Raw genomic sequence first — 17089 nt, forward strand, 5'->3', positions numbered from 1 at the left:
CGGGGCCCACGGCGTCCGCCGGGACGCCGCACTCGCACCGACCGCAGAGGCGCGTCACTCGCTCACCGCCTCCTCCTCCGACAGCCGCAGGGCGTCGCGCAGTTCGGCCGTGGTCAGCTCCGCGAGCCAGTTCGCTGCCGCGGTGTCGCCCGCGCCGACGGCGCCGACGGCGGCGTCCGCGAGGGTGCGCTTGGCCTCGATCATCGCGTCGACGCGCTCCTCGACGGTGCCCGCGCAGACGAAGGTGCGCACCTGGACGTCGCGGGGCTGGCCGATCCGGAAGGCGCGGTCGGTGGCCTGGTCCTCGACGGCCGGATTCCACCAGCGGTCGATGTGCACGACCTGGCTGGCCGCGGTGAGGTTGAGGCCGGTGCCGCCCGCCTTGAGGGAGAGCAGGAAGACGGCGGGGCCGTCCGTCTCCTGAAAGCGGGCCACCATGTCCTCGCGGGCCCGCGCCGGGTCGCCGCCGTGCAGGAACAGCACCTCGGTGCCGAGCCGCCTGGCCAGGTGCGGGCGCAACAGGGCGCCGAAGGCCGCGTATTGGGTGAAGCACAGCGTCTTGTCGCCCGCGGCGAGCGCGGTCTCCAGCGTTTCCTCCAGACGGGCGAGTTTGCCGGAACGGCCGTCCAGAGACGAGCCGTCGCCGAGGAAGTGGGCGGGGTGGTTGCAGACCTGCTTCAGCTTGCCGAGGGCGGCCAGCACGTGGGCGCGGCGGCGCAGTCCGCGGGTCTCGTCCATGCGCGCGAGCATGTCGGCGACGACCGCGCGGTAGAGCGCGGCCTGCTCCGCGGTCAGATTGCACACCACCTTGATGTGCTGCTTCGCGGGCAGTTCGCGGGCGATGGCCGGATCGGACTTGAGCCGCCGCAGCACGAACGGCCCGGTGCGGCGGCGCAGTTCGGCCGCCACGGCCGCGTCGCCGTCGCGCTCGACGGGGATCGCGTACCGCTCCTTGAAAGCGCCCGCCGTACCGAACAGGCCGGGGTTCACCAGGTCGAGCAGCGCGTGCAGTTCGGCGAGGCGGTTCTCGACGGGGGTGCCGGTGAGGGCGATCCGGTGCCGGGCGGGCAGGGCGCGCAGCGCCCGGTACTGGTGCGTGGCGCTGTTCTTGACGCTCTGCGCCTCGTCCACGACCAGCCGCCGCCAGGTGACGGCGGCCAGCGCCTCGTGGTCGCGCTGCACCAGCCCGTAAGTGGTGATCACCAGGTCGGCGCCTCTTACCGCCGCGGCCAGTTCCGTACCGGTCAGCCGCCCCGCTCCGTGGTGCACGTACACCCGCAGCTCGGGTGCGAAGGCGGCGGTCTCGCGCCGCCAGTTGCCGACCAGCGACATCGGGCAGACGACGAGCGTCGGGCCGTACGCGCTCTGGTCGCGCCGGTCCGGGTCGCCGTCCCGGTCGCGGTCCCGGTCACCCTCCCGCTCGCCGTCCCGCTCGCGTTCCACGGCGAGCAGCGCGAGGGTCTGGGCGGTCTTGCCCAGGCCCATGTCGTCGGCGAGCACGGCGCCGAGGCCGAGCCGGGACAGGAACGCGAGCCAGTCCAGGCCGCGTTGCTGGTACGGACGCAGGGTCGCGGTGAAGTCGGCGGGTACGGCGACCGGTTCCGGGCGGTGCTCCGCGCTGCCGCGCAGCAGTGCGCCGAGGCCGCTGAGCCGGTCGGCGGGGTCGTCGGCGGTGACCGCGGTGACGGGCAGCCCCGCCTCGGCCGCGGTCGGGTCGAGGGCGATCCGCAGGGCCTGTCCCGTGGTCATGGTGCCGCTGCCCGCGCGTTCCAGGAAGGCCAGCACGGCGGCGATCCGCTCCGGGTCGACCTCGGTCCACTGGCCGCGCAGGCGTACCAGCGGCTGCCGGGCGGCGGCGAGCGCGGTGAGTTCCTTGTCGGTCAGCGCCTGGTCGCCGAGGGCCACCCGCCAGCGGAAGGCCACGATCGCGTCCCGGTCGGCGATGCTCGACGTCTCGACGGTGCCGGGCTGCGCCTCCCGTACGGTCAGCGCCATGCCCAGCGCGGGCTTGCGCTGCCACCACGACGGGACCAGCACCCCGAAGCCCGCCTCCGTCAGCGCCGGGGCCGCCTCCCGCAGAAATTCCAGCGCCCCGGCCCGGTCGAGCCGCAGCCCGGAGGGGCGCTCACCTGCCAGCGCGGTGCGCAGCGCCTGATACGTGCGGGCGGCGCGGGTCAGCGCGGCGAGCACCGTCTGCGGTGGGTCGTCGGCGTACCGCGTCAGCGCGGCCTGCGCGGGGCCGCGCGTCCACACCTCGGCGGTCTCGACGGTGAGCGACGGCTCGTCGACGGCCTGGACGAGGAAGTCGAGACTCCAGCCGTCGTCCTCCGCCCCGTCGCCCGGTCCCGCGCCGAGGTCGCCGCCGCGCGGTTCCGTCAGCCGGAAGCAGAGCCGCAGCGGCTGGTCGTCCGCGGCGGCCGACGCGTGCCAGGCGGCGAGCCGCTCCCCCAGCCGGGCCGTCTCGACCGGGTCGGCCGCGCGCATCCGGCCGTCCGCCGCGCCGAGCGCCGCCGCCCACGCCTCGGCCGCTCCGGCCGCCTTCCCGCCCTTCACCAGCGGCCCCGCGTCCTCCAGCGCCGCCCGCGCCTCGCTGTCCACCAGCACGGCCATGACGTCCGTGACGAGCCCGGCCGCCGACCGTACGCCGTCGGCCGCGCCCAGGGTCAGCGTCGGCGGGACGGCCGCGGTCAGCCGGGCCAGCTCCTGGTGGCCCGCGGCGTCGGGCGCCGGGCGCCACCGGGCGTGCGGGACGCCGTCCTCGCGGACGAGTTCGGGCAGCAGCCTGCCCCGGCCGACCAGCCGCCACGCCACGTCGTGGGCGGCGACCAGCCACCGCACGGAGGCGCCGTAGGGCAGCTCGGGCAGGTCGGCGTGCGACAGCTCGCCGAGGAGCTGGGCGGCCTGGCCGGGGGTGAACAGGACGGCCGGTACGGTCCAGGGCGCGAGCGCGCCGCGACCGTCGCCGGGAGCGGCCGGGGTCCGCAGTTCGGGCGACGGCCGGGGCCGCCCGGCGGTGGTGGGCAGGACGAGGCCCGCGGTCCCGCGCGCGGCGCGGCCCGCGAGCCAGCCCAGTCCTGGGCCGCCCGTCGAGAGCAGCCGTACGACCTCGGCGGCGGGCACGGCGAAGGGGTGCGTGGCGGGCGCGCCCGCCGGAGTCTCCCCGTCCGCGTCCCGGCCCGTCGCCGTCCTGGGACGACTACCAGCGGCAGGCTCCGCCGCCCGCGCGCCACCGGCGGCGGGCGGGCTCGTGCCGCCCGCCGTGCGCGGCGGTGTGTGTTCCGTCCACAAGGCGAGCCGCCGGTCCGCTCGCCACTGGGCGTGCAGAGCGAACACGGCGGCTGCCTTCCGTCGGCGACGGCTGATCGGCGGTTGATCAGCGGGAATGGTGGCTGCCGACAGCCTACGTCGAGGTCAGGACATCACCGGGGCGCCACCGGGGCCGCCCGTGGTGGCAGGGGTCACGCGGCGGGCGTGGTCCACTGCTGGTTGGCGGCCCCGGTGCAGTCCCAGATCTGGAGCCGGGTGCCGTTGGCCGAGCTGGGTCCCGTGGCGTCGAGGCATCTGCCCGACTGCGGATTGACCAGGGTGTTGTTGGCGCCGTGCGTCCATTGCTGGGCGCCGGAGCCGTTGCAGTCGTAGAGCTGCGCCTGGGTGCCGTTGGCGGTGCCGCCGCTGGCCAGGTCGAGGCACTTGCCGAGGACCTGGAAGGTGGTGCCGGAGGCGGTCCACTGCTGGGCGGTGGTGCCGTTGCAGTCGTAGAGCTGCACGGCGGTGCCGTTGGCGCTGCTGGCGTTGGCGGCGTCGGCGCACTTGCCGCCGTAGCCGGTGATCGCGCCGGTGTGGCCGGTGCCGCCGTTGCCCGTGCCCTGGGTGCCGTTCCAGGTGAAGGTGGCCGAGGCGCCGGCGGGCAGCGAGTAGGAGAAGTTCTCGTTGCCCCAGTTGGCCCGGATCGTCTGCGCGGACGACGTGTCGTTGTAGGCGATGAGCGCCTTGGACCCGTCGGGGTTGCGCCAGGCGACGTTCGGCACGCTGGTGTTGGCGGTGGAGGCGATCCGGTACGCGCCGGGCTTCACGAATTTCGTGAGGTGGCCCATCGTGTAGTACTCGATCGTGTAGTCGACCTGCCCGCTGCGGCTGTCGCCGTTGTGCACGGTGATCAGGCCGGTGCAGGTGCCGCAGCCGCCGTTGTGCGGACCCATGTTCTGGTCGACCGCCAGGCTCCATTTGACCCAGCTCTGGCCCCAGTTGCGGGTGTAGTCGATCAGATTGTGCATGTCCTCCTTCTGCTGGTTGGCGATCCAGGTGCCACCGGAGTGCTCGGTGTCGAAGGCGGGCAGATTCGGGTACTGGTTGTGGACGGTGGTCTGCTCGCTGACGTCACCGCCGTATCCGTGCCAGGCCAGACCGCCGAAGTTGGGGTCGTTGCGGATGGCCGCGTCGGTGACGGTGGGGGCGGCGTAGCTGTCGTACGTGTCCCAGTTCCAGTCCAGCGCGAGGACCTTGGTGGACAGGCCGGCCGCGTGCAGCGCGGGCAGCAGATTGGTCTTGGTGAAGTACGCCAGCCCCGCGCCGTTCCACTGCGCCGACGGGTAACCGCCGCAACAGGTGGGCTCGTTCTGCACGGTGACGTAGTCGATCGGCACACCCTGCGCCTGGTACGCCTGGAGGTACTTGACGAAGTACTGCGCGTACGCGGCGTAGTACTGCGACTGCAACCAGCCCTGGCTGTAGGCGCCGTTGTCCTTCATCCACGGCGGCGGGGTCCAGGGGGTGCCCATCACCTTGACGTTGGGGTTGAGCTGACGCGCCTGCTTGGTGAGCGGCACGACGTCGGCCAGGTCGTGGGCGATGCTGAAGTGCGCGAGCGTCGGGTCGGTCTGCCCCGCGGGCATGTCGTCGTACGTGTAGTTGCCGCGGGCCAGGTCGGAGGCGCCCATCGGATTGCGCAGGAAGCCGAGGCCGATCCCGTTGACCGGGTCGAACAGCTTCTGCATCACGGTGTTGCGGGTCGAGGCGGACAGCGCGCCGCTGGAGTTCATCAGCCAGGCCGCGGTGTCGGTGAACGAGGCGCCGCCGCCGCTGAACTGCTGGTAGGTGGTCTTCTCGTCGACGGTGACGTTCTGTCCCGAGCCGCCGGTGCCGGTCGCGAAGGTGAGCGGCGTCTGCTGTTCGAGGCCCTTGACGACGTTGCGTCCGCCGGAGTCGGAGGTGGTGGTCAGATAGACCTGCACGCTCTCGCCCGCGGCGTGCGCGGTGGCCGGAACGGCCAGCATGGGGGTGACGGCCGCCGCGGCGGCGGCGAGCATCCCGACGAGTGTGCGCCGCAAGCGGCGTCTGCCCGCGTGGGGGCGGGTTGCTGCGCTCATGGGTCCGGTTGCCTTTCTACGGCTGAGATGGCATGGCCCTGACATGACGAAGTGGGCAGTCGTGGGGCGCCCACTTGTTTCATCACTTGTTTCACGACTTATATCGCGACGTGATTTAACTCGCGCACCCTATAGGCGTCAAGGGATTGAACATGGGCTGAATCGCTGTAACGGAATGAAACAGCGGTGAATGCGTGCGGGCGGCCGGTGTGACCTGCGGCATTGGTCCAGACCGCAGGAGGAAGCGCGGCGGCGCGCGGGAGCGGGCTCCGGGGACGCGCCTCTTTCCCCGGCGGGCTCAGCCCCAGGGAGCGGGCTCAGCCTCAGCGGGCCGCCTCAGCGAGCGGCTTCAGCGGGCGGCCTCAGCGCCCAGCGGGCGGGCTCAGCCTCAGCGGGCGGGCTCAGCGCCGAGCGGGCGCCGTGCTTCCGCGCGGCACCAGGACCGGCGCCTCCAGCAGGATGTCGGCCACTTCCTGGCCGTCGACCAGCGCGAGCAGCGCGGCGGCGGCCCGCTCGCCGTACGCGGGCACGCGCCGGCTGACGGCGGTGAGCGCCGGGTGCACCAGACGGCACAGCTCGCTGTCGTCCCAGGCCACCAGGGACAGTTCGGCCGGGACCGGGATGCCCATCTCCTGCGTCACGCTCAGCGCGGCGACCGCCATCACGTCGTTGTCGTACACGATCGCGGTCGGCCGGTCGGCGCCGGACAGCAGGCGGCGGGTGGCGCGGGCGCCGTCCTCGCCGGAGTAGTCGGTGTACACACAGCTCACGCCGGTCAGGCCCAGTTCGGCCGCCGCCGCGTCGAACGCCTCGCCGCGCTCGCGGGTGTGCACGAAATGCGCGGGCCCCGCGACACGGGCGATCCTCCGGTGCCCCATCGCGGCCAGATACGCCAGCGTCTCCCGTACGGCCTCCGCGTCATTGAGCCACACCGACGGGACGCCGGGAACGCCCGCCGCGTGGCCGACCACCACGCCCGGCAGCTCCAACTCCCTGAGCAGGCCCAGCCGGTGGTCGTCGTCGCGCAGGTCGACCAAGAGCACGCCGTCCACCCGGCGCTCCCCCCACCAGCGGCGGTACGCGGCCTCCTCGGCGTCCGCGTCCTCGGTGACCTGGAGCAGCAGCGCCGTGCCGGTGGCGGCGAGACCGGCCTCGACGCCGGAGATGAGCTGCATGAAGAACGGCTCGATGCCCAGCACCCACGCGGGCCGGTCCACGACGAGTCCGATCGCGCCGCTGCGACTGTTGGACAGCGCGCGGGCGGCGCTGCTCGGATGCCAGCCCATCCGCGCGGCGATCTCCAGAATCCGGGCCCTGGTCTGCGCCGACACCCCGGCCTTGCCGTTCAGCGCGTACGAGACCGCGCCCTTGGACACGCCCGCGGCGTCGGCGATGTCGGCGATGGTGGGACGCTTCACAGGGCTCACTCGGCCTCTAGGTGCCAGGGCCCGCGCGGGCCGTGCTCGGATGCGATCGGCACACACCTTAACAACGCTGAAACGTCGCCGCACCCTGTGTGACGGACTCCCATGGTGCCCTATGACGCTGCTTCGCTCAACCGGTTCAGCGACTTCGAGCGCCCTGCGCGCGAGTGCCGCTCCGGCCCCCTCACGGCTCCCCCGACCGGACCGCGTCCCGTACCGCCCGGGGGTGGCGGGGCGCCGGCTCCGGGGCAGGGGGGCCGCCGGGAGACACGCGCGGAACAGGCGTACAGGGCCTGTGTGGCCTCTCCCGGCCGGGCCCCGCCCCTCACGCCCGTGTCGCCGCGATCTCCAGGCGTACGTAGTCCACGACCGGTTCGGCGAGCCGGGCGGCGACGGCCTTGACGAAGGGCTCACGGTCGTCGTCGGCCATGCCGTCGAGGTGGGCGCCGAGGACGACGGTGGCGAGGTAGGACTCCAGTTGGTCGCCGGGCTCGAAGCGGGCCGGGTCCGGCCGGAGGCCGACCTCGATGCCGGTGAACCCGGCGTCGGTGAGCTGCCGCCGGGTGTCCTCGACCCCGGCGAAGTCCCAGACGTCGGGCGCGCCGCCCAGGACGTCGGCCACGGCCGCGTTGACGGCCGCGATGTTGCCCCGGCCGCCGCATTCGCTGACCAGTCGGCCACCGGGGCGCAGCCGTCCGGCGAGCGAGGTGAAGAGCGCCGCGTGGTCGGCGATCCAGTGGAAGGCGGCGACGCTGAAGACGGCGTCCACCTCGCCGTCGAACGGCAGCGGTCGCGTCAGGTCGGCGTGGACGACCTCGACACGGTCCAGCCGTCCGGCGAGGCGTTCGCGGAGCTGTTCCAGCATGCGGACGGAGCCGTCCACGGCCACCACCCGGCCGCGCGGCAGGAGGTCGAGCAGGCCCGCCGTGTCGCGGCCGGTGCCGCAGCCCGCGTCGAGCACCCGCTCGTCACCGGCCAGCGGCAGCCGCCCGAGCGTGCGCCGTCCCCAGCCGAGGTGCGGCAGGGGCAGCGAGTCGTACGTCTTGGCGTCCCATTCCCTCGGCATGGCGCGGCACTCCGTTCCCCGGCCCTCGGGCCGTCAGCTCCCGCCGCGGCACGGCGAGTTCAGCGGTCACGCTACGCCCGTCGTCCACATCATGACACCCATATCTCACATAATGAGCTACAGGGTCGCTGACCAGGTCGGCTTGCGGTCCTTGTCGACCAGCGCCGCGCGCACGCCCTCCGCGAAGTCGGGGGTGAACGCCGTCGCGCACGCCCATGCCAGCTCGTCCGCCAGGCACTCCTCAAGCTCCGCGCGGGCGCCGCGCGCCAACAGGTCGAAGGTGATCGCCAGGCTCGCGGGCGACGCGCGGCGCAGCGCCTCCAGCGTGTCGTCCGCCCACGCGCGGTCCTCGTCCTCCGCCACCAGCCGCGCCCACACCTCGCCGAGGTCGGGGGCCGCGAAGCAGCGTTCGATCGCGGCGAGGTGGTCCGTCAGCTCCGACGGCGGCGCGCCGACGTACCGCGCCAACGGCGCCCCCGCCGGGTCCGTGCCGTCGTCGCCGGTCAGCGCCGCCTCCAGCGCGGGCAGTTCAGCGGCGGGCACGTAATGCGTGGCGAGACCGCACGCCACGGCCGCCGCGCCCGACACGCGCACTCCGGTCAGCCCGAGATACCAGCCGACCGCGCCCGGCAGCCGGGGCAGGAAGTAGCTGGCGCCGATGTCGGGGAAGAAGCCGATCCCCGTCTCCGGCATGGCGAGCGCCGCCCGCTCGGTCACGACCCGCGCCGACCCGTGCACCGAGATGCCGAGGCCGCCGCCCATCGCGTAACCGTCGATCAGCGCCGTGTACGGCTTCGGGTACCGCGCGATCATCGCGTTGAGCCCGTACTCGGCCGTGAAGTACGTCTTCACCGTCGTCTCGTCCCCGGCGAGCGCCGCCGCCCGTACGGCCCTGATGTCACCGCCCGAGCAGAACGCCTTGGGCGACGTGCTGCGCACCACGACCGACCGTACGGCCGCGTCGTCGCGCCACCCCTCCAGCGCCTGCGTCATCAGCCGGACCATCGTCAGGTCCAGCGCGTTCAGCGCCCCCGGACGGTCCAGCTCGATCACCCCCGTGCCCCCTTCGCTCACACGGGTCCTCACGGGCGATCCGACGGCATCCATGCTGCTCCCCACGGCTTCCGGACCCCGCCACCGGAGCCTCGCCCCCATCCAAACAGACGCCTCTCGACGCCCCGCGCGAGCGGCCCCGGCGCCGGTGGGCGGGCACGCGGGCGGGCAGGGGTGTGCGGAACCGTCTCACCAGGCCGACGCGCGGTACGCGCCCCCGAGGGACTTGGTACGCTCGGCGACGGGCCGTGACTGGCGCGCTGGGATGGGTTCAACCATCGGGAAGCGGCCCGCGCTGGAAGCGATGAAGTGCCGTGCGCCTGGGCCGTCCCGTTCCGATCAGGAGGACTCCCATGGCCGCTTCCGAGCCGTCTGCCAGCACCGCCTCGACCGCCTCAACCGCTTCAACCGCCTTCCGCAGCGCGCTGGACGTGATCCGCGGGGTCGAACCGCGCGTCGCGGACGCCATCGCGAACGAGCTGACGGACCAGCGCGAGATGCTGAAGCTGATCGCCAGCGAGAACTACGCGTCGCCCGCCGTGCTGCTGGCGATGGGCAACTGGTTCAGCGACAAGTACGCCGAGGGGACCGTCGGCCGCCGTTTCTACGCGGGCTGCCGCAATGTGGACACCGTCGAGTCGCTGGCCGCCGAGCACGCGCGGACCGTGTTCGGCGCCGACCACGCCTACGTACAGCCGCACTCGGGCATCGACGCGAATCTGGTGGCCTTCTGGGCGGTGCTGTCGCAGCGGGTCGAGAGCCCGGCGCTGGCCAAGGCGGGCGTCAGGCAGGTCAACGACCTGTCGGAGGGGGACTGGGCGGAACTGCGCCGCGAATTCGGCAACCAGCGGATGCTCGGCATGTCCCTGGACGCGGGCGGCCACCTGACCCACGGCTTCCGCCCGAACATCTCGGGCAAGATGTTCGACCAGCGCAGTTACGGCACCGACCCGGCGACCGGTCTGCTGGACTACGACGCGGTACGGGCCACCGCCCGCGAATTCCGTCCGATGATCATCGTGGCGGGCTACTCGGCGTACCCCCGGCTGGTGAACTTCCGTCTCATGCGGGAGATCGCGGACGAGGTCGGCGCGACGCTCATGGTGGACATGGCGCACTTCGCCGGTCTGGTCGCGGGCAAGGTGCTGACCGGCGACTTCGACCCGGTGCCGCACGCGAGCATCGTCACGACGACCACGCACAAGTCGCTGCGCGGCCCGCGCGGCGGCATGGTGCTGTGCGACGACTCGCTGGCCGAGCACGTCGACCGCGGCTGCCCGATGGTGCTGGGCGGCCCGCTGCCGCACGTCATGGCGGCGAAGGCGGTGGCGCTCGCGGAGGCGGCGCGGCCGGAGTTCGCCGACTACGCGCAGGCCGTCGTCGACAACGCGCGCTCCCTCGCCGAGGGGCTGCTGACCCGCGGCGCGAAGCTGGTGACGGGCGGCACCGACAACCACCTCGTGCTGATCGACGTCTCCGGCTACGGGCTGACCGGCCGCCAGGCCGAGGCCGCGCTGCTGGACGCGGGCATCGTCACCAACCGCAATTCGGTGCCGCAGGACCCGAACGGCGCCTGGTACACCTCCGGCATCCGGATCGGCACCCCGGCGCTCACCACGCGCGGGCTCGGCGCGGTCGAGATGGACGAGATCGCGGGCCTGATCGACACGGTGCTGTCCGGTACGACGGCCGCGCCCGCGAAGAGCGGCGGCCTGTCGAAGGCGAAGCACGTGCTGGACGCGGCGGTGGCGGAGCAGGTCGCCAAGCGCGCCACCGACCTGCTCGCGGGCTTCCCCCTCTACCCGGGCATCGACCTGAGCTAGCGCCCGCGACCCGAACCGGGTCCTGGACCGGACTCACCGAACGCCGAGCGGGCCCTTCCCTTGCGGGAGGGCCCGCTCTGTTCGGCGGATCGACGGTTCGGCGGATCGACAGTCCCTAGCTGAACTGCCAGATCACGCCGTGGTGGGCGATCGTCAGCGCCAGGACGACCAGCAGGTCGGCGACGCCGAGGGCGAAGCCGAGCAGCGCGCGCCCGCGGCGCTGGGTACCGCGGCTGATCGCGACCAGGGCCAGCACGATGGCGACCGGGCCGAGCACGAGGTTGAGGACGAGCAGGCCGGGGAGGCCGAGCAGGAAGGACGCGACGGCCATGCCGTCGGCGTCACGGGTGTTCGCGGCCGGTGTGCCGGTCGCGACCGGGTGGGCTGCGGTGTTCACGGTGTTCCTTCCGGGAACTGTCGTGGTGGGCCGGGGTGTCGGGCCGGTACGGGCCCGTGCCGCACGCGGAGTGCGGGGTGCGCGTCGGCGTGGGTTCAGCCGCGGTGCCGGGCGATGCCCTCGCGGACCGCGAAGCCGAACAGCCAGACGGCGATGGCGCCCGCGGCGACGAGGAAGACCGGCAGCGTGGTGTGGGCGGCGGCGCCCATCAGGACGCCCATGCCGAGCAGAAGGACGACGAGGCTCATGTCTGCTCCACCTCCGGGGAGTTGACGTTTCAGATAACACTTGTTCACTGACTTCATCAGTGTAGCGCCGACCCGCATTGGCCAAAGTCGGAGAACGGTTGTTTACTGAATGACATGAGTCACACTCCGGGGGTCCGCCAGGCACAGAAGCAGCAGACCCGGCAGTCGCTGCTGGACGCGGGCCTGCGGCTGCTGGAGCACCAGAACCTCAGCAGCCTGGGCCTGCGCGAGCTGACCCGGGAGATCGGCGTCTCCCCCGCCGCCTTCTACCGGCACTTCCCCGACATGGCCGACCTCGGCGTCGCCCTGGTCGCCGAGTCGCTGGGCAGCCTGCACACCGTGATCCGGGCGGTGCTGGCCGAGGGCGCCGACTCCGCGGAACTCATCGACCGGACGGTGGCGCTCACCGCGGCGTACGTGGCGGAGCACCGCGCACATGTCCGCTTCATCGCCCGCGAGCGGCACGGCGGCGTGGCGCGGGTCCGCGAGGCCATCGCCGCGGAGCTGAACGGTTTCGCCGACGAGGTGGCCGCGGGACTCGCCGCGCAGCCCGTCTCCGCGGGCTGGCCGGCCGACGACCTCCGCGTACTCGCCGAGCTGTACGTCGACCACATGGTGATGACGGCCGCGGCCTTCCTGGAGGCCCCCGCGGACGACCCGGCGGCGCGCGACCGCATCATCCACGCCGCCCGGATGCGCATGCGCGTCATCAGCATCGGCCGCGCCCACTGGCTCGACCCGGAGGCGTAGCGAGCCGGTCCGGGAGTGCGGGACGAGCCGGTCCGGGAGTGCGGAAAGGGGTGCCGCCGGTGCGAATGGAGACCCATCCGCACCGGCCGTCCCCCGTTGTCCCCCGCGCCTCCCCCGACACGGGACACCCACGATGCCCAGGGGCACCGGTGCCCCCGATCATGTCCCGGACAGGAGGTGCCAAGGGAGGGCATAACGCGCCAGGCACCGGACCCAACACGCCACATGCCGCGTAAGCTGCCGGAACCCCTTCGCATGCACCACGCACCACGCACCACACACACCTCCCGACCCGACCCGACGAGCCGACTGCCCGAGGAGCCGGTCATGCCCCCCACCGCGACACCGCCCGTCGGCCCGGCAGGGCCCGCCGCCCCCGACCGGCTGACGGAGCCCGACCGGCTGACGGAGTGCGTCGTCGTGCCGCGCTTCATCGCCACCGCGGCCACCCCGAGCCTCGCGCAGGCGCGGCAACTCGTACGGGCGGCGGGACTGCCGAACGTCCTGCACGGGCCGGAGACCGCGCGGACGCCGTCCGCGAACACCTACCGCCTCTGGGGCGCGGTACTGGCCCGCACGGAGCGGCCGGACGCCGGGCTACTGGCCGCCGCGGGCTACCGGCCGGGACTGCTCGACCTCTTCGACTACCTGCTGAGCACCGCGCCCACCGTCGGCCAGGGCCTGGCCAGAGCCGCCTCGTACATCCATCTGGTGAGCAGCAATTCGGTGCTGACCAGCACGGAGTCGGGCGACGAGGTGAGCGTGGAGTACGCGGTGCGGCGCGGTGACGACGAACTGCGGGGCGTCGTCGCGGAGTTCGCCCTGTCGGTGGTCACCTCGCAACTGCGCCACGCCACCGGGACGGCCCTCACCCCGCTGCGGGTCTCCTTCACTCACCGGCGGCCACGCGGACACGGCGGCTACGGGGAGGCGTTCGGCGACGCGCCGGTGGACTTCGACGCCGAGGCGGACGCGATCACGCTGCACCGCGCCGATCTGGAACGCCCGTTGGTCACCGCGGACCCGGCGCTCGCCGCGATCATGATGCGTACCGCGCGGACCGTACGGGTTCCCCGGGCGGACACCGAGGGCGTCGCCGTGCCCGGTCTGCGCGAGGCGATCATCACCCAACTGCCCGACGGACGACCGTCGTTGGCCGAAGCGGCGCGGCGGCTCGCGGTCAGCCCGCGCACCCTCCAGCGCCGTCTCGGCGAGGCGGGCACCACCTGGCGCGCCGAACTCGACGCCGTACGCCGTGAACGGTCCGCCGATCCCCGGCACGCGGGCGGCGGCTCCGCCCAGCGCGCGGCCCGCCTCGGTTTCGCCGAATCCCGGTCGCTGCGCCGCGCGATGAACCGCTGGGACGCGCGCGAGCGCGAGACCGGGCAGCATACGGATCGGGCGGACCGGGCGGACCAGGCGGAACAGGTGGGCCAGGACAGGGAAACGGAACGCGACAGGGAGTGGGGACGACGTGCGTGAGTCCGGTGAGCACACCGAGGGCGGCGACCCCGTCTGCTGGCTGAACCGCGTCTGCGACGAATGCGGCGCCTTCCGCGAGGACATGACGGCCCGCGCCTGCGCCCGCTGCGGTACGCCGTTCCCGACGGGTGACGGCGTCGGGCCGGGCCAGGCCCGCGAGCACCCCGACCGCACCGACCACGACTCCCCCTCCGACTGACCCCGCAGCCCGCCCCAGCCCGCAGAGAGCCGCCCGCATGCCCGGATCCGACCGCGTCCTCGTCTTCAGCGCCACCGCCGGGTACCGGCACGACTCCATACCGGCCGGGGCCGCCGCCCTCACCGAGATCGCGGCGGACCACGGACTGCGCGTCCACCACACCGAGGACAGCGCGGAGTTGGGGGCAGCCGTGCTCGACGGCTGCGCGGCCGTCGTCTTCCTCTCCCCCACCGGTGACGTCCTCGACGACCTGACCCGCCGTCACCTGCGGGCCTACGTCACGGACGGCGGCGGTTTCCTCGGCGTCCACGCCGCCGCCTGCGCGGAGGAGCACTGGCCGTACTATGAAGAGCTGGTCGGCGCCCGCTTCGACGGGCACCCGGAGATCCAGCGGGCCGAGATGACCGTCGAGGACCGTACGCACCCGGCGACCGCGCACCTGCCGGAGCGCTGGACGTGGACCGACGAGTGGTACAACTTCCGCGCCAATCCCCGCGATGCCGGCCGGGCCACCGGCGCGGACGCGGGCGTACGCGTGCTGGCCTCGGTGGACGAGCGGGGCTACACCGGCGGCACGATGGGCGCCGACCATCCGCTGGTGTGGTGCCGTCGCCTGGGTGCGGGCCGGTCGTTCTACACGGCGCTGGGCCACGACGCGACGGCCTACGCCGACCCGGACTTCCGCGCCCACCTGCGCGGCGCGCTCCTGTGGTGCGCCGCGAAAGGCCCGTCCGGCGACGGGAACTGACGGCGGATCACGCAACCGGAGGGCGCGCGGGGGCCAACCATGCGCCGCAAATCTGCGCGTTCGCGGGCGCAATCGGCTACCGCGCTACTACCCTGAGTCGCCGCGGGGTTGGCGAGGCGGAGCCGGGAGGGCCGGATGGACGCAGAGCCTAAGAACGGAACGGAGCCCGTACGGTCGGGCGGCCGGCCGGCGGAGCAGTTCGACCAGTTACTCCGCCGTGCGGAGAACGGGGAACGGGTGGAACCCGTCCTGGCCGCGGAGGTGCGCACCGCGCTGATGCACTACTGCGGCCTCCAGTCGTGCCGTCACACCAAGGGCCCGCCGCGCAAGCTGAACCGGCGCACCTTCCGGCACAGCTTCCTGCTGCCGGACGGCGCCGTCCGCGTGGTGTGGGAGCTCGAACACAACGCGGGGCCGGACGACGGCGCCGTGCACCGCGCCGTCTTCACCGAACGCGAGGACCTGACGCTCGCCGAGTGGGAGGTCGACGCGGTCTTCGGCGGCTCCCCGGGACCGCGCGACCTCGCCCCCGACGCGCCCGCGTCGCCGTACGAGGACACGTTGCCCGCGACCGCGACCGGGCTGCTCGCCGACACCCCCGACGCCTTCCGTCGCGCGTACACCGAGGGCGACTCCGCCGAGCACGCCTGGCGGCTGCTGCGCCGCGCGACCAACGCCAACGCGCCCGGCCAGGACGTCCGCGGCAGGCTGCGCGCCGCAATCGCGCACGACATCAGCATCGTCACCCGCCGCAGCGCCCTGATCCGGGGCCGCCATGTGTCGTGGTCGCTGTACGAGCACGCGTTCCTGCTGCTGGACGGCACCGAGGTGAGCCTGTGGGAGATCGACCACACCCGCACACCGAGCGGCGACCCGGTGTGCGAGGTCTACGCGTCGCAGGACGCGGCCCTGGACACGGCGGTGCGGCGGATCGAGGCGGCCTGAGGACGTCGATCCGTACGGGCACGGGCTAAAGGGCGGCGCCCACCGCGCCGTTGGCCGCGGCACGCGCGCGGGCGACGGCCGCGGCGAGGTCGGCGGCGCCGATGATCTCCTCGTGGGTGCCGTGGCTCCCGCAGGCGTAGGCGCCGGAGACGGAACCTGCGAGCACGCACTCCGCCAGGTCGCGCCCGGCGAACCGGGCGTGCAGGAAGGCGGTGAGGAAGGCGTCACCGGCTCCGTTGCTGTCCACGACCGGGCGTTCGGGGGTGACGGCGGGGAAGTGCCGCGGCCGGTCGTCGCCGCGGGCCAGGACGTGGCAGCCCGCGGCGCCGTCGGTGGCGACGACCAGCGAGGCCCTGCCCCGCTCGACGATCCGCAGCATCACCGCGCCGATCCCCTCGCCCACCGAGGCGGCGCTGAGGAAGACGAGATCCGCGCCGTACGCCCACGGGTGGGCGGAGGCGTCCTCGCCGTCCCAGGCGTGCAGGTCGGTGGAGACGGTGCGGCCCAGCCGGGCGGCGTCGGCGAACACGTCCTGGGCCAGGGGCGATCGGGAGATGTGCACATGGCGGGCGCGGGCCAGGTGGGGCAGGTAGAAGGCGCTCGGCAGCCGCAGGCCGTCCGGGTGGCGGCCGTCGTAGAAGGAGAAGCGCCGCCCTTCGCGGTCGACCAGGTTGACGCTGCGCGGGGTGCCCGCGGGCGCGGGCAGATGGCTGAAGTCGAGCCCGGCGGACGCGTACCGCTCCAGGATCATCCGGCCCTGCGCGTCGTCGCCGAGGAAGTCGATGAATTTGGTGGTCAGGCCGAGCGCGTGGAAGCCGAGGGCGACGCCGTTGCCGGTGTGCGCGACATAGTCGCGGATCGGCGGGACGCCGACCGAGTCGCTGTCGGGGATGGCGAAGTCGTCGACCCGCACGATGGTGTCCACGCCGGTGCCGCCGACCACGAGGACGTCGTAGTCGGGGCTCGCGGAACCGGGGCTTTCGGAACCGGGCGCGTCCGCGCCCCGTACCTCGGCGTCCGTCGCGTCGCGGCCCCGCGGTGCGGTGGTCATCGGCGGTCTCCCTCGTGGTCACCGCGGCGCGCGGCGTGGTCCTGGTGCGCGGTCAGTATCAGCAGCGACAGCCGGGACAGCGGCGGCACCGGGTCGGTGCGGCCCGCCCGCTGCCAGGCGATGATGATCGTCAGTCTGATCATCTTCCGGGCGACGTACAACAGCAACGCGGCCATGGGCAGTTCGGCGAGGCCGGCGGTGAGCAGCGAGCCGACCCTGTCGTCGCTGTTCCAGTCGAGGACGACGTCGAACCAGGCGTCGCAGATCAGCAGGGTGCCGGTGACGATCGCCCACGGGATGAAGATCTGGAGCCGCCGCCAGGCGCACAGCGCGGTGACGCCGATCGCGAGGATCAGCGCGCAGTCGAAGCCGACCCACGCGAAGCGCCACTGGCTGACCACCCGGTGGCTCGGGAGGCTCGCCAGCAGGTAGCCGATCCAGGGGATGAGGAAGATGAAGCTTCCGGTGACGACCGCGAGGAACATCTGGCGCATGTGACGCACGTGAGGATCGTGCGGCGAGGGAACCCCGGTAAGC

15 protein-coding genes and 1 riboswitch are annotated in these 17089 nt (G+C 73.3%); of the genes, 6 read left to right on the top strand and 9 right to left on the bottom strand.

The window, feature by feature from the left end:
• Positions 1–54: 54 nt before the first annotated feature.
• The 5 genes from ABZX65_RS29810 to ABZX65_RS29830 all read right to left on the bottom strand — a co-directional run bounded on the left by ABZX65_RS29810 (position 55) and on the right by ABZX65_RS29830 (position 8930).
• Positions 55–3120, bottom strand: coding sequence for a DEAD/DEAH box helicase (locus ABZX65_RS29810; RefSeq protein ID WP_355346755.1), 3066 nt, complete (start codon positions 3118–3120; stop codon positions 55–57).
• A gap of 338 nt (positions 3121–3458) precedes the next feature.
• On the bottom strand, positions 3459–5306 hold the full coding sequence (locus ABZX65_RS29815) for a ricin-type beta-trefoil lectin domain protein (RefSeq protein ID WP_355346828.1): 1848 nt from the start codon (positions 5304–5306) through the stop codon (positions 3459–3461).
• Positions 5307–5767: 461 nt separating this feature from the next.
• Positions 5768–6784: a LacI family DNA-binding transcriptional regulator gene (locus ABZX65_RS29820; protein ID WP_355346758.1), complete on the bottom strand. Its 1017-nt coding sequence runs from the start codon at positions 6782–6784 to the stop codon at positions 5768–5770.
• 331 nt (positions 6785–7115) lie between these two features.
• Positions 7116–7856 (bottom strand): class I SAM-dependent methyltransferase, encoded by a 741-nt coding sequence (locus ABZX65_RS29825; protein WP_355346761.1) that lies wholly within the window; start codon positions 7854–7856, stop codon positions 7116–7118.
• Between the two features lie 117 nt (positions 7857–7973).
• Positions 7974–8930, bottom strand: coding sequence for an enoyl-CoA hydratase/isomerase family protein (locus ABZX65_RS29830; RefSeq protein ID WP_355346764.1), 957 nt, complete (start codon positions 8928–8930; stop codon positions 7974–7976).
• A gap of 217 nt (positions 8931–9147) precedes the next feature.
• Positions 9148–9242, top strand: a riboswitch (ZMP/ZTP riboswitch).
• Between the two features lie 20 nt (positions 9243–9262).
• Between ABZX65_RS29830 and ABZX65_RS29835 the strand changes: the two genes are divergently transcribed.
• Complete coding sequence (locus ABZX65_RS29835) at positions 9263–10732, top strand: glycine hydroxymethyltransferase (RefSeq protein WP_355346767.1); 1470 nt, start codon at positions 9263–9265, stop codon at positions 10730–10732.
• A gap of 115 nt (positions 10733–10847) precedes the next feature.
• On the opposite strand, the gene ABZX65_RS29840 is transcribed toward ABZX65_RS29835, so the two are convergent.
• Together ABZX65_RS29840 and ABZX65_RS29845 are read right to left on the bottom strand one after the other, a co-directional pair.
• A complete protein-coding gene (locus ABZX65_RS29840; protein WP_355346831.1) occupies positions 10848–11063 on the bottom strand; it encodes a DUF4190 domain-containing protein in 216 nt (71 codons plus the stop codon).
• 161 nt (positions 11064–11224) lie between these two features.
• On the bottom strand, positions 11225–11377 hold the full coding sequence (locus ABZX65_RS29845) for a hypothetical protein (protein ID WP_355346770.1): 153 nt from the start codon (positions 11375–11377) through the stop codon (positions 11225–11227).
• A gap of 114 nt (positions 11378–11491) precedes the next feature.
• Between ABZX65_RS29845 and ABZX65_RS29850 the strand changes: the two genes are divergently transcribed.
• The 5 genes from ABZX65_RS29850 (at position 11492) to ABZX65_RS29870 (ending at position 15501) form a co-directional block, all read left to right on the top strand.
• On the top strand, positions 11492–12127 hold the full coding sequence (locus ABZX65_RS29850; RefSeq protein WP_355346773.1) for a TetR family transcriptional regulator: 636 nt from the start codon (positions 11492–11494) through the stop codon (positions 12125–12127).
• 327 nt (positions 12128–12454) lie between these two features.
• Positions 12455–13609 (top strand): AraC family transcriptional regulator ligand-binding domain-containing protein, encoded by a 1155-nt coding sequence (locus ABZX65_RS29855; RefSeq protein ID WP_355346776.1) that lies wholly within the window; start codon positions 12455–12457, stop codon positions 13607–13609.
• Positions 13602–13808, top strand: a complete 207-nt coding sequence (locus tag ABZX65_RS29860) for a hypothetical protein (protein WP_355346779.1) — start codon at positions 13602–13604, stop codon at positions 13806–13808. Before ABZX65_RS29855 ends, ABZX65_RS29860 begins: the two co-directional genes overlap by 8 nt.
• 37 nt (positions 13809–13845) lie before the next feature.
• Positions 13846–14556 (top strand): ThuA domain-containing protein, encoded by a 711-nt coding sequence (locus tag ABZX65_RS29865; RefSeq protein WP_355346782.1) that lies wholly within the window; start codon positions 13846–13848, stop codon positions 14554–14556.
• Between the two features lie 135 nt (positions 14557–14691).
• Positions 14692–15501 (top strand): DUF6227 family protein, encoded by an 810-nt coding sequence (locus ABZX65_RS29870; RefSeq protein WP_355346784.1) that lies wholly within the window; start codon positions 14692–14694, stop codon positions 15499–15501.
• 25 nt (positions 15502–15526) lie between these two features.
• Here the strand turns inward: ABZX65_RS29870 and ABZX65_RS29875 are convergent, their stop codons facing one another.
• Both ABZX65_RS29875 and ABZX65_RS29880 read right to left on the bottom strand, forming a co-directional pair.
• Complete coding sequence (locus ABZX65_RS29875) at positions 15527–16552, bottom strand: carbohydrate kinase family protein (protein WP_355346787.1); 1026 nt, start codon at positions 16550–16552, stop codon at positions 15527–15529.
• Positions 16549–17055: a hypothetical protein gene (locus ABZX65_RS29880; protein WP_355346790.1), complete on the bottom strand. Its 507-nt coding sequence runs from the start codon at positions 17053–17055 to the stop codon at positions 16549–16551. Before ABZX65_RS29880 ends, ABZX65_RS29875 begins: the two co-directional genes overlap by 4 nt.
• Positions 17056–17089: the final 34 nt, after the last annotated feature.

This window comes from Streptomyces sp. NPDC003300 (assembly GCF_040610915.1).
Classification (GTDB): Bacteria; Actinomycetota; Actinomycetes; order Streptomycetales; family Streptomycetaceae; genus Actinacidiphila.